Below are 13,696 nucleotides of genomic sequence, written 5' to 3'. Positions count from 1 at the left end.
ATTTAATAAATTATATAGAAATGGATACAAAGATTCAGGAACTGACCGACAAGATCTACAAAGAAGGAGTAGAGAAGGGGAACGAAGAAGCTGGACGGATCATTGCCGATGCGAATGCTCAGAAACAAGCGATTGTTAGCGAGGCGGAAGCGGAAGCAAAACGTATTGTTGCAGCAGCACAAAAACAAGCTGCCGAGCTGAAAAAGAATACAGAAGCCGAACTGAAGTTATTCGCTACCCAGGCTGTAGAAGCGCTGAAGAGCGAAGTGGTAAACCTTATAACCGGAAAGATTACTTCCTCGAATGTGAAAGCGATCGTTTCTGACACTGCATTTATGCAGAAGGTGATCCTTGAAATGGCTAAAGAATGGGCTAAGAAAGAAGCGATCACTATCCAAACAGCCGATGCGGATGCATTAACCAAATATTTTGAAGCAAATGCCAAATCGTTGCTCGACGGTGGCGTGAAAATAGAAAAAGTAAGCGGAAAGAAAGCCGATTTTACCATTGTCCCTGCCGACGGATCCTATAAAGTAAGCTTCGGAGAAGACGAGTTTGTTGCATTCTTTAAAGAATTCCTGCGTCCCGGGCTGGTAGAAATGTTGTTCTGATATGAGTAAATACTACTGTCTGATTGCCGGACTCCCTAATATATCATTGGATGATAGTAAGCTGACCTATTCCGTTTCTGAATTCAGAAAGGAGTTGGACGGCATTCTTACGTCCCGTGATAAGAAGCTGGTAGACTTGTTTTTCCTCAAATTCGATAATAAGAACCTGCTTAGTTTCTCACAGCGTCCGGACAGTGACCCGGATGAAAAGGGAAGTATAACATACGACGAGTACAAAAGTCTGTTCGATGCTTTGAAGGATGGCGAGAAGCCGCCTAAGAACAAACAGATTCCTCCTTATTTCATAGAGTTTTTCAAACAGTATCTGGATAGCCAGAAGAAAGAGGAAAAGCTAACGATCTCCTGGGAAGACCGTCTGGCAGCCCTTTATTACGACTATGCGATGAAATGCAGCAACGGTTTCATCCGTAACTGGTTTGAACTGAACCTCAATATCAATAACATGCTGACCGCCATAACCTGCCGCAAGTATGGATTTGATAAAGCAGAATATATAGTGGGAAACAACGAGGTAGCCGAGGCTATCCGTACTTCCAATGCCCGTGATTTCGGATTGGGAGATACGGTAGACTATCTGCCCGATCTGCAACGCATTGCTGAAGAGCCCGACCTGATGGCCCGCGAAAAGAAAGTGGATTTGCTGAAATGGAAATGGCTGGACGATAATACGTTCTTCAAGACTTTCGATATCGAAAGTGTGTTCGCCTACTTGCTGAAACTGGAAATGATCGAACGCTGGGTTACTCTGGATAGGGTGACAGGCGAGAAGACTTTCCGCGAAATAGTAGGAGCGATGAAGAAGGGAAGTGATAATGCGTTGGAAGAATTTAAAAGAAACAATAATAAATAATTATGGCTACGAAAGGAATTGTTAGAGGAATCGTATCCAACCTGGTAACCGTCGAGGTGGATGGGCCGGTTTCTCAAAATGAAATCTGTTACATTTCCGTAGGAGGCGTAAAGCTGATGGCGGAGGTTATTAAAGTAATAGGGAAAGATGCCTTTGTACAGGTATTTGAAAGTACACGTGGGATGCGTGTAGGTGACGAAGCCGAGTTTGAAGGGCACATGCTTGAAGTGACATTGGGGCCGGGTATGCTGTCGCGTAACTACGATGGTTTGCAGAATGACCTGGATAAAATGGACGGCGTGTTCCTGAAACGTGGTGAATATACATTTGCACTCGATAACGATAAATTGTGGGATTACAAGCCGCTGGCGAAGGTTGGCGATAAAGTGACTGCCGGTGACTGGTTGGGCGAAGTGGATGAAAACTTCCAGCCTCACAAGATCATGGTCCCTTTCACGTTTAAAGGCACTTATACTGTAAAGAGCCTGGTGGAAGCCGGACAATATACCATCAACCAGACGATCGCTGTATTGACAGACGAAGATGGTAAGGATATCGATATTAATATGATACAGCGCTGGCCGGTAAAGAGAGCCATCACTTGTTATAAAGAAAAACCGCGTCCATACAAATTGCTGGAAACAGGTGTTCGTACAATCGATACGGTAAACCCGATCGTCGAAGGCGGTACAGGATTTATCCCCGGCCCGTTCGGTACAGGTAAGACAGTGCTTCAGCACGCTATCTCCAAACAGGCGGAAGCCGATATCGTGATCATCGCTGCCTGCGGTGAACGTGCGAATGAGGTAGTGGAAATCTTTACCGAGTTCCCCGAACTGATCGACCCGCATACAGGACGTAAATTGATGGAACGTACCATCATTATCGCCAATACTTCAAACATGCCTGTGGCAGCCCGTGAAGCATCCGTATATACGGCGATGACTCTGGCTGAATATTACCGTAGCATGGGACTGAAGGTATTGTTGATGGCGGACTCTACTTCCCGTTGGGCACAGGCTTTGCGTGAGATGTCTAACCGTCTGGAAGAACTTCCGGGACCCGATGCATTCCCGATGGACTTGTCTGCAATCGTGGCTAACTTCTATGCCCGTGCAGGTTTCGTTCATTTGAATAATGGGGCGACAGGTTCGGTAACCTTTATCGGTACGGTATCGCCCGCCGGTGGTAACCTGAAAGAACCGGTAACGGAAAATACGAAGAAGGTAGCCCGTTGTTTCTACGCTTTGGAGCAGGAACGTGCCGACCGTAAACGTTATCCGGCCGTAAATCCGATCGACAGTTATTCAAAATATCTGGAATATCCCGAATTTCAGGAATATATCGCTAAACACATCTCTCCGGAATGGCTTGATAAGGTGAACGAGATCAAGACCCGTATGTTGCGTGGTAAGGAAATTGCCGAACAGATCAACATCCTGGGTGACGACGGTGTACCTGTAGAATACCATGTTACTTTCTGGAAATCGGAATTGATCGACTTCGTGATCCTGCAACAGGATGCGTTCGATACGGTCGATGCCGTGACACCGCTGGCCCGTCAGGAATTTATGCTGGACAAGGTGGTGAAGATCTGTCATGCGGAATTCCGTTTCGACACCTTCCTCGAAGTAATGGAATATTTCAAACAGATGATCAACATCTTCAAGCAGATGAACTATTCCGAATACGAAAGCGATCAGTTTAAGAAGTTCAACGATCAACTCGACGCCCTGCTCGCAGAGCGTATGGAAAAATAACAGAACGTATGGCAACAAAAGCATTTCAAAAAATATATACGAAGATTACCCAGATCACGAAAGCTACCTGTTCGCTGAAGGCAACGGGAGTTGGGTATGACGAGCTGGCTTCCGTAGACGGCAAGCTGGCACAGGTGGTAAAGATCATCGGCGACGAGGTTACGCTGCAGGTGTTCTCCGGTACGGAAGGTATCCGTACGAATGCCGAGGTGGTATTCATGGGCAAGGCGCCTACGCTGAAAGTAGGCGACCAGTTGGCCGGACGTTTCTTCAATGCGTATGGCGACCCGATCGATGGTGGTCCGATCCCGGAAGGAACGGAAGTGGAAATCGGTGGCCCGTCTGTAAACCCGGTTCGCCGTAAACAGCCGTCAGAACTGATCGCTACGGGTATTGCCGGTATCGACCTGAACAATACGCTGGTAACCGGACAGAAGATCCCGTTCTTCGCCGACCCTGACCAGCCGTTCAACCAGGTGATGGCGATGGTAGCCCTGCGTGCCCAATCGGATAAGATCATCCTGGGCGGTATGGGGATGACCAACGACGACTACCTGTTCTTTAAAAATACATTTAGCAATGCCGGTGCACTCGACCGTATCGTGAGCTTCATCAATACAACTGAAGACCCGTCCGTAGAACGTATCCTTATTCCGGATATGGCGTTGTCGGCTGCTGAATACTTCGCCGTACAAAAGAATGAAAAGGTACTGGTGTTGTTGACCGACATGACCAACTACGCGGATGCCCTGGCGATCGTATCGAACCGTATGGACCAGATCCCGTCGAAAGACTCTATGCCGGGTTCACTTTATTCCGATTTGGCAAAGATCTACGAAAAGGCGGTACAGTTCCCGGCAGGTGGTTCCATTACCATTATTGCGGTAACGACTTTGTCCGGTGGCGATATCACACACGCCGTGCCTGATAATACCGGTTATATCACCGAAGGCCAGTTGTATCTGCGCCGTGATAGCGATGTCGGTAAAGTAATCGTCGACCCGTTCCGAAGCCTGTCACGTTTGAAACAGCTGGTAACAGGAAAGAAGACACGTGAAGATCACCCGCAGGTGATGAATGCTGCCGTTCGTCTGTATGCCGATGCTGCCAATGCAAAGACCAAGATGGAGAATGGTTTCGACCTGACGGACTACGACAACCGTACACTGTCTTTTGCAAAGGATTATTCGGAAAAGCTGTTGGCTATCGACGTAAACCTCGACACAACCGAAATGCTCGACGTGGCATGGGGCTTGTTCGGCGAATACTTCAAACCGGCGGAAGTGAATATCAAGCAGGAGTTGGTAGACAAATACTGGAAAAAGTAAGAACGGTCCGCAAACCGTTCCATTCGGATGAAAAAAGAATTTCTCTCGGAAGAAACCGAAATTCCATCCGAAAGGAATTAAAAAACGATATAAATATGGCAATAAAGTTTCAATATAATAAAACCTCTCTTCAGCAATTGGAAAAGCAGCTGAAGATGCGCGAGCGTTCCCTGCCTACAATTAAAAGCAAGGAAAGTGCGTTGCGTATCGAAGTGAAGCGGACCAAGGATGAAGTGACAAAATTGGAACTTCAGCTGGAAAAAGAGATTCAGAGCTACGAGAACATGGTGGCTTTGTGGAACGAGTTCTCTCCCGAACTGATTGCGGTGAAGGATGTGACACTCTCTACGAAGAAGATTGCCGGTGTGATCGTTCCTGTATTGGACGAGATTCAGTTTGAGATCGGACATTACAGTCTCTTTAATTCCCCTGCCTGGTTTACCGATGGTGTCGAGCTGCTGAAGAAGTTGGCGCGTACCGGGATAGAAGCCGAGTTTTCGGGAATGAAGCTGGAGTTATTGGAGCATGCCAGGAAGAAGACCACTCAGAAGGTAAACCTCTTTGAGAAGGTACAGATCCCCGGCTATAAAGATGCGATCCGTAAGGTGAAACGATTTATGGAAGACGAAGAAAGTCTTTCCAAGTCGTCACAGAAGATCATGCGGGCTAACCAGGAAAAGCGTAAAGCAAAAGAACAAAAAGAGGAGGCTGGCGTATGATAGTAAAAATGAGTAAATATGCCTTTATGGTATATCACAGGGAATATGATTCGTTCCTGGCACAATTGCGCGAACTGGGTGTCGTGCATGTGAAAGAGGGCAAGTCTATTCTCGATAATGCAGAACTTCAGGATATCCTGGCTTTGCGTAAGCGTGTCAATCAGTTAATGCGTTTCTTCAAGAGCCAGCATGCCGCAACGAAAGACCTTCAGTTGGCTCCGGCCCGTGAACTGGATAAGAAAGCAGGAATAAAATTATTACAGAAGATAGAGGAGTTGCAGGATAAGAAAGTGCAGCTTCAGTCCGTGAAAGCATCCCTTGAAAAGGATATTGCTTATATGGAGATCTGGGGCGATTTTAGCTGGGCTAATTTCAATCGCCTGAAAAAGGCTGGATATGATATTACATTCTGGACTTGCCCGACGGCTAAGTATGAACCGAAATGGGGTGATGAGTACAATGCTATATTGATCAACAATTTCCAGTCGGTTACCTATTTCCTTACTATAACGAAAGTCGGTACGACGATCGATATAGATGCGGAGCGTCCGAAGATGCCGGACAGAGGCTTGCAGAAATTAAATGCGCGTCTTGACCTGTTAAAGCAGGAAATGAAGGTATTGGATGCTGAAATGAAAAAACTGGCAGCGTCTGATTATAATACACTCGATTTGTTTGACAAGAATTTGCAGAATGAATTCAATCTGTCGAATGTGCTTGTGCAAACCGATCGTCAGGCAGGCGATAAGTTGATGTTGCTGGAAGGCTGGGTACCTACTGAAAAGGCGCAGGCAATGGAGGAAGCTCTTGAAAAAGATGGCTATTTCTATCAGGCATTGGAGATCGAAGAGGGGGATAAAGTTCCTATCCTGCTAAAGAATGGTAAGTTCGCCAAGTTGTACGAACCGATTACACGGATGTTCTCTTTGCCTAACTATGGCGAGTTTGACCCGACACCGTTCTTTGCACCGTTCTTTATGTTGTTCTTCGGACTTTGTTTCGGAGATGGCGGATACGGATTACTGGTAATGATCGCTTGTACGATCCTGAAACGGAAAGTCAATCCGGATTTCAAACCGTTCCTGAGTCTGTTCCAGTATCTCGGACTGGCGGCACTGATCGTCGGTACTTGTACAGGATCGTTCTTCGGTATCGCTTTGGTCGATATACCGGCTTTCGCATCGGTGAAAGATTACTTCGTTTCGAGCGATAACCTGATGACGTTCTCGATCATAATCGGATTGGTACAGATCCTGTTCGGAAAGACGATCGCTGCACTGAAGATCATGTCACAGAAGGGCAAGAAATATGGCATTGCACCGTTGGCATGGGTATTCATTATCCTGGCATTATGTCTTGTTTTCGGTTTGCCGATGCTGGACGTACAGTTACCGGAAGTGGTGAAAAATGTCTTCTTGGTGATAGCCGGTCTGGGATTGCTTGTCGCTTTCCTTTACAATACACCGGGTAAGAATATCTTCCTGAACTTCGGTACAGGTCTGTGGAATACCTATAATATGGCTTCCGGACTGCTGGGTGATACATTGTCTTATATCCGTCTGTTCGCTATCGGTCTGACCGGTGCGATCCTGGGAGGCGTATTCAATTCGCTGGCTGTGGATATGACGGAAGGTATGAACATCGTATTGCGTGTGATCTGTATGTTGCTGATCCTTTTGGTCGGCCATGCGATCAATATCGGTCTGTGTACCATCAGTTCACTGGTTCACCCACTCCGTCTGATCTTCGTAGAGTATTATAAGAATGCGGAGTTCGAAGGTGGCGGTAAGGCTTACCAGCCTTTCAAAAAAGCATAAACAAAACGTGATTTAAATAATAACAAAAAAATAATTAAACAAACAAATTTCATTATGGAACCAATTTTATTAGCTTATCTTGGTATTGCGTTGATGACAGGTTTAACCTTTATCGGCAGTAGTTATGGTGTAACAATCTGCGGTAACGCAGTAGTAGGAGCAATGAAGAAGAACCCGGATGCACTGGGTACTTACATCGCATTGAGTGCGTTGCCTTCTTCACAGGGTTTGTACGGATTCGTAGGTTATTTCATGATGCAGAAATTCCTGGTTGCAGACATTACCATGTTGAATGCAACAGCGGTATTCGGTGCCGGTCTGGTATTAGGATTTGCAGGTTTATTATCTTCCATCCGTCAGGCAGAAGTTTGTGCAAACGGTATTGCCGGTGTTGGTGCTGGTCATAACGTATTCGGTGCAACAATGGTAATGGCCGTATTCCCTGAGTTGTATGCTATCTTGGCTTTGCTGGTTGTGATCCTGATCGGCGGAACTCTTCCGGTGTAATATTTAGTATTTAACATAGTAGTATCCCCTGTTTTATCGGTTGATAAGACAGGGGATTTTTAGTTTATATGGCGAAAGAAAAAAATATTTACTTACATTTGTATGAATTGCAAGCAAACAATATAACACAATTGTAAAACATGAAAAAACATTTACATCTACTCTTATTAGCGTCAGGGCTTTTTCTTGTTCAGGGCGTGAGTGCACAAACAAATTCAGCAGACGATCCGCTGCCGGGTTATACGCAGGCGGAACGGTTTGCCGGTGATAAATTGCCGACGATGTTGTTTTCTACTTCAGTAGATCCGCATTGGTTTAAGGCGGGTAACTGCTTCTGGTATGAATATAAAACCGGGAACGGAACTGTATGGTATGTGGTTAATCCTTCCGCTAAATCGAAACGTCCTCTATTCGATCAGGATAAGCTGGCGGCTGAACTGACGGAGATCGTAAAAGATCCGTTTATCGCTCAACAGTTACCTATCCGGAAATTGGAGGCGGGAGAGGACGGACGTACTTTTACGTTCCAGGTAACTTCTTCACAGGATGCGAAGAAAGATAGTACGGATAAAGATAACAAAACGAAGAAAGAAGTTTTCTATTTCTCTTATGATTATCCGACACGTAAACTGACGCATCTGGCCGATAAAAAGAAAGACACGGAATATCCCGACTGGGCTTCTATTTCGCCTGACGGTAAAACCGTTGTTTATGCAAAAGATCTGAATCTGTACCGCATGTCGCGTGAAGATTACGAGAAACTGAAAAAGGATGACAAAGACAGTACCGTTACAGAAATACAGCTGACAACCACCGGAGTAAAAGACTTTGGTTTCGGACAGCCTTACAGCATTTTAAATACGGATACATTATGTAACGGCAAAAGAAAAAATCCGGGTTACTTATTGTGGTCACCCGATTCACGTCACTTTGCCGTATCTATCTCGGACAGCCGCGAGGTAAAAGACCTGTGGGTGATCAATGCCATGGCAACCCCGCGTCCGACATTGGAAACGTACAAGTACCAGATGCCGGGTGAAAAAGAAGCGCCGATCAGTCATCTATATCTGTTCGATATGAACAATAACTCTTATAAAGAGATCAACACCTGGGCTTTCAAAGACCAGACTATTCGCATGGCTTACCAACCTCGTTTGCAGAAACAACGTGATATGAAGGAACTGCCGAGTATTTGGTTGGGTGACAATAACCGTTTCTTCGTTACCCGTTCCAGCCGTGACCTGCATCGTATCGACATCTGTACATATACCATCGGTGAAGATTCGATCCGTCCGATTATCGAAGAGCGTATGAATACCTATATCGAAGTCCGTCCGCTGGCGTCCGTAAATAATGGAAAAGAACTGATCCATTGGAGTGAACGCGACGGCTGGGCACATCTGTATCTCTATGATGATAAAGGTAACCTGAAAAACCGTATCACATCAGGTCCCTGGCATGTCGACCAGATCGTAAAGGTGGATGAAGCCAAGCGTGTCGTTTATTTTCTTGCTAATGGAAGGGAAAAGGACGAGAACCCCTATTATGAACATCTTTACCGGGCAAACCTGGATGGAAGCAACTTACAGATGGTTTCAGCCGGTGATTATTTCCATGATGTCCGCATAGATGATAATGCACAATTCATTGTCCATAATTATTCCCGTATCAATACGGTTCCTAAGACAGACCTGTTGGATAATACCGGGCGGAAGGTAATGGACTTGGAAGAAAGCGATTTCTCACAACTGTTTGCTGCCGGTTACCAGTTTCCGGAACCGTTTAAGGTAAAAGCAGCTGATGGCGTAACGGATCTGTACGGTGTGATGTATAAACCTTTCAATTTCGACTCGACTAAAGTATATCCTATTATCGATTATGTTTATCCCGGTCCGCAGGTGGAAGCAACCCGCTATCCGTTTACCCGTATGAGTGTCCGTACGGACCGTTTGGCACAAGCCGGATTCATTGTGGTTTCTGTCGGTAACCGTGGCGGTCATCCGAGTCGTTCGAAATGGTATCATAACTTCGGATACGGTAATCTGCGCGATTATGGACTGGCAGATCAGAAAGCCGCCATCATCCAGTTGGCTGATAAGAATAAGTTTATCGATATCCATCGTGTCGGAATCCACGGACATTCGGGTGGAGGATTTATGTCGACAGCAGCAATCCTGCAATATCCGGATTTCTTCAAGGTGGCGGTATCCTGTGCCGGTAATCATGATAACAAGATCTATAATCGTTGGTGGAGTGAAACACATCATGGTGTGAAAGAAGTAGTATCGGAAAAAGGCGATACGACCTTTAGATACAGTATCAAGAGTAATCCTGAATTGGCTAAACAGTTGAAAGGTCATTTGTTGTTGGTTCATGGTGATATAGACAACAATGTTCATCCGGGCAATACGATGCGTGTCGTAGACGGTTTGATCCGAGCTAACAAACGTTTCGATATGTTGCTCCTGCCACAACAACGTCACGGTTTCGGTGATATGGACGAGTATTTCTACTGGCGAATGGTCGACTACTTCTCAGAACATCTGTTAGGTAAATCGGATAAGTCGGTGGATATACCGAAACGATAATCTTCAAGAGGCTTTCGTATTTGATGCGGAAGCCTCTTGTTTTTTGCATAAATAGATCCTTCAAGAAGGATCGTAAAGAATAACGAACTCTTTTAGTTTATTAACTAATATATTTAGTTTGCAAACTAAAAGTTTTAGTTACTTTGTCGTAAACAATAAATAATTATGAAACGACTGACTGCAAAAGAAGAAGAGATCATGGGGTATTTCTGGGAGAAAGGTCCTTTGTTCGTAAAGCAATTACTGGAATATTATGAGGAACCTAAACCTCATTTCAATACATTATCTACTATCGTGCGAGGTCTGGAAGATAAAGGTTTTCTTGCACACAATACTTTCGGTAACACATATCAATATTATGCCGCTGTCACCGAAGAGGCTTATAGTAGTGGCACTTTGAAGAATGTAATTGCCAAATATTTCAACAACTCTTATTTGGGAGTCGTATCCTCACTGATCAAGGAAGAAGAGATCTCTGTGAATGAGCTCCGGCAATTGCTGGATGAAGTGGAACAAGCCGATAAAAAGTAAAGCTATGGGAGACTTCTTTGTTTATATCCTTAAATCGTCTGTATGCCTGGCTGTATTTTATCTGTTTTACAGACTGTTGTTGAGCCGTGAAACATTTCACCGTTTTAACCGTGTATCCCTACTGGGGGTAATTATTCTTTCTGTTGTAATCCCTTTTATCCGTATAGTGACAGAAGAACCTGTCGTTATACAACGTCCATTACAGAATTTGGAATATCTTTTGCAAATGGCAGAGATGCAGACGGATGTACTGGTTCCGACCGGGCAATCGGTCTGGCTTTCGTTATTGCTGGCGGTTTATCTGGGTGGTTGTATTTTCTTTTTTGTCCGTTTCCTTTATTCAACAATCCGTATTTTCAACCTGATCGGGATGGGAGAGAAGCAGGTGCTCCCCGGTGGATGTAAACTGGTAGTTACAGATAAAACTGTTTGTCCGTTCAGCTGGATGGGATACATTGTTATTTCCCGGAAAGATATGGAAGAAAGCGGCGAAGAGATATTGACACACGAACTGGCTCATATTCATGCCCGTCATTCTATCGATATGCTGGTCTGTACTTTTTGTGTGATACTTCAATGGTTTAACCCGGCTGTCTGGTTGTTGAAACAGGAGTTGCAGAACATTCATGAATACGAAGCGGACGAAAGCGTGATCAATCACGGTGTCGATGCGAAGAAATATCAACTATTATTAATAAAAAAAGCTGTTGGTTCACAGCGCTTCACTTCTATGGCCAACAGCTTTAATCACAGTAAACTAAAAAAACGAATTACTATGATGTTAAAACAAAAATCAAATCCCTGGGCACGGTTGAAGTATCTGTATGTACTTCCACTCACTGCTGTTGCAGTAGTTGCTTTTGCCCGTCCTGAAATCTCCCGTGAATTGGAAAAGATTTCGAGTGCCAAAATTAGTGAAATAGTTCCGGTTAAGGAAGCTATCGAGCCTAAAAAAGCAGAGCCTACCGTTATACCGGTGAAAGAGGTATCTGCACCACAGGTCGCTCCTCAGGTTGTGAAAGTGACGGCTACTACTTCGACGGTATCAGATGATACGGTTCGTGTTGTTGGGACGGCTGTAAGTATTCAGGAAGGCATGCAGAAACAGTTGGATGATTTTTCCAAATCGGCTGAAGACGGGCTGAAGAAAGGAAAGTTTAGAGCAGAATCTTCCCAGTATCTAATCCTTGTTGATAATGAGGTTTCCAGCTACGACCAGTTAGATCAGATCTCTCCGGAAAATATAGAAAGCTTTGCTATTAACCAGAAAAAGAATAGCCAGGATCTATTGGATAAGTTTAATGCGAAAGACAAGAAAGGGGTTATTGTTGTAAAGACAAAAGAAGGTATAGCCTCAGGTAAAGTCTCGAAAGATGAAGTGCGTGTTGTGGGTTATAAAACGATGGATAATTTGGAAAAGTCTCTAAATATAAGGGTCATGAAGAAAGACTCTGCCGGTGTTTCGGTTAATGCGAGTCCTCTGATTATAGTAGATGGTGAAGAGCTGGTCGATAAATCTGTGGATGAGATAAATCCGAAGACAATCGAGTCTATCTCTGTATTAAAAGACAAATCGGCTGCTACGCTATACGGAGAAAAAGGCAAGAATGGTGTGATCCTTATAACAACTAAAAAGAAAGACAAAGAATGAAACTGAACCTGATATATAAGGCCGTACTTTTAGTACCGGCCTTTCTCTTAGTATCTTGTAATGAAAAAGATCAGAAGGAAAATGATGTAATCCATTTGGAGAAAGCTATTTCTGCTCCGGTAGATGTCAATGCTTCCGATTGTTTTAGCCAGATACGTTATATTTTACTGGAAACAACTGATAGCAGCCTGATAGGAAAAGGCCCTTATGTCCAGATCATCAAAGACAGAATATTGGTTTCTACCAATCAACAGCAATGTCTGATGTTTGATAAGAAAACCGGTAAATTCATAAAGCAAGTAGGACATATAGGAAACGATCCGGAAGGTTATAATAGCGTTTTTTGCTGGGGGGATGAAGAAACCGGTATGATTTATTTCAATGGCTGGAATAAAGACTTGGTTTGTTATGACCAGGAAGGAAACTTCCGGGGAAAGATTAAGATACCTTTTGATGTACAGGGAGTCTCTTCGTCATCTTTTAGCTACCAGAATGATGGGATATTTGTTTTGCATAAGTCCGGGTTATTCGGGAATGGGGAAAGTAATCTACTTTTTTTTAAGGATAATATGCCGATAGATTCATGCTCTACGACAGCAAGTAGTGGTGAGCCGTTCGATCCTTCTGATATAGCATCGATTTCTGTCTTTAAAAGCGAGACCGGCATCGAAGTTTTTGGCCCGACTGCTTATGAAGGTACGATCGTTATCGATTATAAAGAACCGGAAACCGGTAGTATTATTATTACAGCTAATACCAGTTTGTGGTCTCGGGGCAAGGATATTTATTTCAAGGAAGTGTACAATGATACGATCTATCAGGTAAAAGACAGGGCCTTAGTGCCTGCTATTGTTCTTGACCTGGGTAAATATCACTGGAGTTTTCCGGAACGCTTTATAAAGAATAAAGATAATGCCATCCTGATAACACAGATACTCGATAGTGAGGATCGGATGATCATCCGTTTTATCAGGGAATTATTTCATAAACCGACCCTGTACAATGCTGTGGTTACCAAATCGACCGGTGAGGTTAAAGTCAGTTTGTACGCAGATGGTCTGAAAGATAACTTGACGAATTTCTTGCCTATGCAACCTATGTCGGTATCCTCAGTCGGAGAGTATGTCGGTTTGATTTCTGCAGGTGATGTGGTTGAATGGTTTGAAGAGAATGAAGAGGTTAAGGATATTCCGCAGCAGGTAAAAGAGTTGAAGCGGATAGGGGAAGAAGATAATCCCATAGTTGTAATAATGAAATAAAGAAAAGAGCCGTAAGTTACGTAACCTACGGCTCTTTTCTTTATTTGTCTGGCT

At 44.3% G+C, this 13,696-nt stretch carries 11 protein-coding genes; all 11 read left to right on the top strand.

What is annotated here, in order from left to right; translation table 11 throughout:
• The first annotated feature begins 20 nt into the window (after positions 1-20).
• The 11 genes from BQ7394_RS11690 (at position 21) to BQ7394_RS11640 (ending at position 13,642) form a co-directional block, all read left to right on the top strand.
• Positions 21-611 (top strand): hypothetical protein, encoded by a 591-nt coding sequence (locus tag BQ7394_RS11690; protein ID WP_075557599.1) that lies wholly within the window; start codon positions 21-23, stop codon positions 609-611.
• A 1-nt stretch (position 612) separates the two neighbouring features.
• Positions 613-1,482 carry a DUF2764 domain-containing protein gene (locus BQ7394_RS11685; protein ID WP_075557598.1) on the top strand — a complete coding sequence of 290 codons (870 nt, stop codon included), beginning with the start codon at positions 613-615 and terminating at the stop codon, positions 1,480-1,482.
• A gap of 2 nt (positions 1,483-1,484) precedes the next feature.
• Complete coding sequence (locus BQ7394_RS11680; protein ID WP_075557597.1) at positions 1,485-3,242, top strand: V-type ATP synthase subunit A; 1,758 nt, start codon at positions 1,485-1,487, stop codon at positions 3,240-3,242.
• A gap of 8 nt (positions 3,243-3,250) precedes the next feature.
• Positions 3,251-4,570: a V-type ATP synthase subunit B gene (locus tag BQ7394_RS11675; protein WP_075557596.1), complete on the top strand. Its 1,320-nt coding sequence runs from the start codon at positions 3,251-3,253 to the stop codon at positions 4,568-4,570.
• A gap of 95 nt (positions 4,571-4,665) precedes the next feature.
• Positions 4,666-5,289, top strand: coding sequence for a V-type ATP synthase subunit D (locus BQ7394_RS11670; protein ID WP_075557595.1), 624 nt, complete (start codon positions 4,666-4,668; stop codon positions 5,287-5,289).
• Positions 5,286-7,106 carry a V-type ATP synthase subunit I gene (locus BQ7394_RS11665; protein WP_075557594.1) on the top strand — a complete coding sequence of 607 codons (1,821 nt, stop codon included), beginning with the start codon at positions 5,286-5,288 and terminating at the stop codon, positions 7,104-7,106. The genes BQ7394_RS11670 and BQ7394_RS11665 overlap by 4 nt, the downstream gene beginning before the upstream one ends.
• Positions 7,107-7,160: 54 nt before the next feature.
• Positions 7,161-7,613, top strand: a complete 453-nt coding sequence (locus BQ7394_RS11660) for an ATPase (protein ID WP_028729164.1) — start codon at positions 7,161-7,163, stop codon at positions 7,611-7,613.
• 140 nt (positions 7,614-7,753) lie between these two features.
• A complete protein-coding gene (locus BQ7394_RS11655; RefSeq protein WP_075557593.1) occupies positions 7,754-10,201 on the top strand; it encodes a S9 family peptidase in 2,448 nt (815 codons plus the stop codon).
• Positions 10,202-10,366: 165 nt separating this feature from the next.
• The gene (locus BQ7394_RS11650; RefSeq protein WP_075557592.1) at positions 10,367-10,732 is read left to right on the top strand and encodes a BlaI/MecI/CopY family transcriptional regulator; all 366 of its coding nucleotides are present in this window, start codon (positions 10,367-10,369) and stop codon (positions 10,730-10,732) included.
• A gap of 4 nt (positions 10,733-10,736) precedes the next feature.
• A complete protein-coding gene (locus tag BQ7394_RS11645) occupies positions 10,737-12,383 on the top strand; it encodes a M56 family metallopeptidase (protein ID WP_075559995.1) in 1,647 nt (548 codons plus the stop codon).
• Positions 12,380-13,642 (top strand): 6-bladed beta-propeller, encoded by a 1,263-nt coding sequence (locus BQ7394_RS11640; RefSeq protein ID WP_075557591.1) that lies wholly within the window; start codon positions 12,380-12,382, stop codon positions 13,640-13,642. The genes BQ7394_RS11645 and BQ7394_RS11640 overlap by 4 nt, the downstream gene beginning before the upstream one ends.
• The last annotated feature ends 54 nt before the right edge of the window (positions 13,643-13,696 follow it).

Source organism: Parabacteroides timonensis (genome assembly GCF_900128505.1).
Classification (GTDB): Bacteria; Bacteroidota; Bacteroidia; order Bacteroidales; family Tannerellaceae; genus Parabacteroides; species Parabacteroides timonensis.
Note: the sequence above shows the minus strand (reverse complement) of the source record. Positions and strands in the feature narration are given on the sequence as shown.

Bases quoted from the DNA above. Each gene is read 5' to 3' on its own strand.
- BQ7394_RS11690 (WP_075557599.1), top strand. From the start codon at position 21: ATGGATACAAAGATTCAGGAACTGACCGACAAGATCTACAAAGAAGGA.
- BQ7394_RS11685 (WP_075557598.1), top strand. From the start codon at position 613: ATGAGTAAATACTACTGTCTGATTGCCGGACTCCCTAATATATCATTG.
- BQ7394_RS11680 (WP_075557597.1), top strand. From the start codon at position 1,485: ATGGCTACGAAAGGAATTGTTAGAGGAATCGTATCCAACCTGGTAACC.
- BQ7394_RS11675 (WP_075557596.1), top strand. From the start codon at position 3,251: ATGGCAACAAAAGCATTTCAAAAAATATATACGAAGATTACCCAGATC.
- BQ7394_RS11670 (WP_075557595.1), top strand. From the start codon at position 4,666: ATGGCAATAAAGTTTCAATATAATAAAACCTCTCTTCAGCAATTGGAA.
- BQ7394_RS11665 (WP_075557594.1), top strand. From the start codon at position 5,286: ATGATAGTAAAAATGAGTAAATATGCCTTTATGGTATATCACAGGGAA.
- BQ7394_RS11660 (WP_028729164.1), top strand. From the start codon at position 7,161: ATGGAACCAATTTTATTAGCTTATCTTGGTATTGCGTTGATGACAGGT.
- BQ7394_RS11655 (WP_075557593.1), top strand. From the start codon at position 7,754: ATGAAAAAACATTTACATCTACTCTTATTAGCGTCAGGGCTTTTTCTT.
- BQ7394_RS11650 (WP_075557592.1), top strand. From the start codon at position 10,367: ATGAAACGACTGACTGCAAAAGAAGAAGAGATCATGGGGTATTTCTGG.
- BQ7394_RS11645 (WP_075559995.1), top strand. From the start codon at position 10,737: ATGGGAGACTTCTTTGTTTATATCCTTAAATCGTCTGTATGCCTGGCT.
- BQ7394_RS11640 (WP_075557591.1), top strand. From the start codon at position 12,380: ATGAAACTGAACCTGATATATAAGGCCGTACTTTTAGTACCGGCCTTT.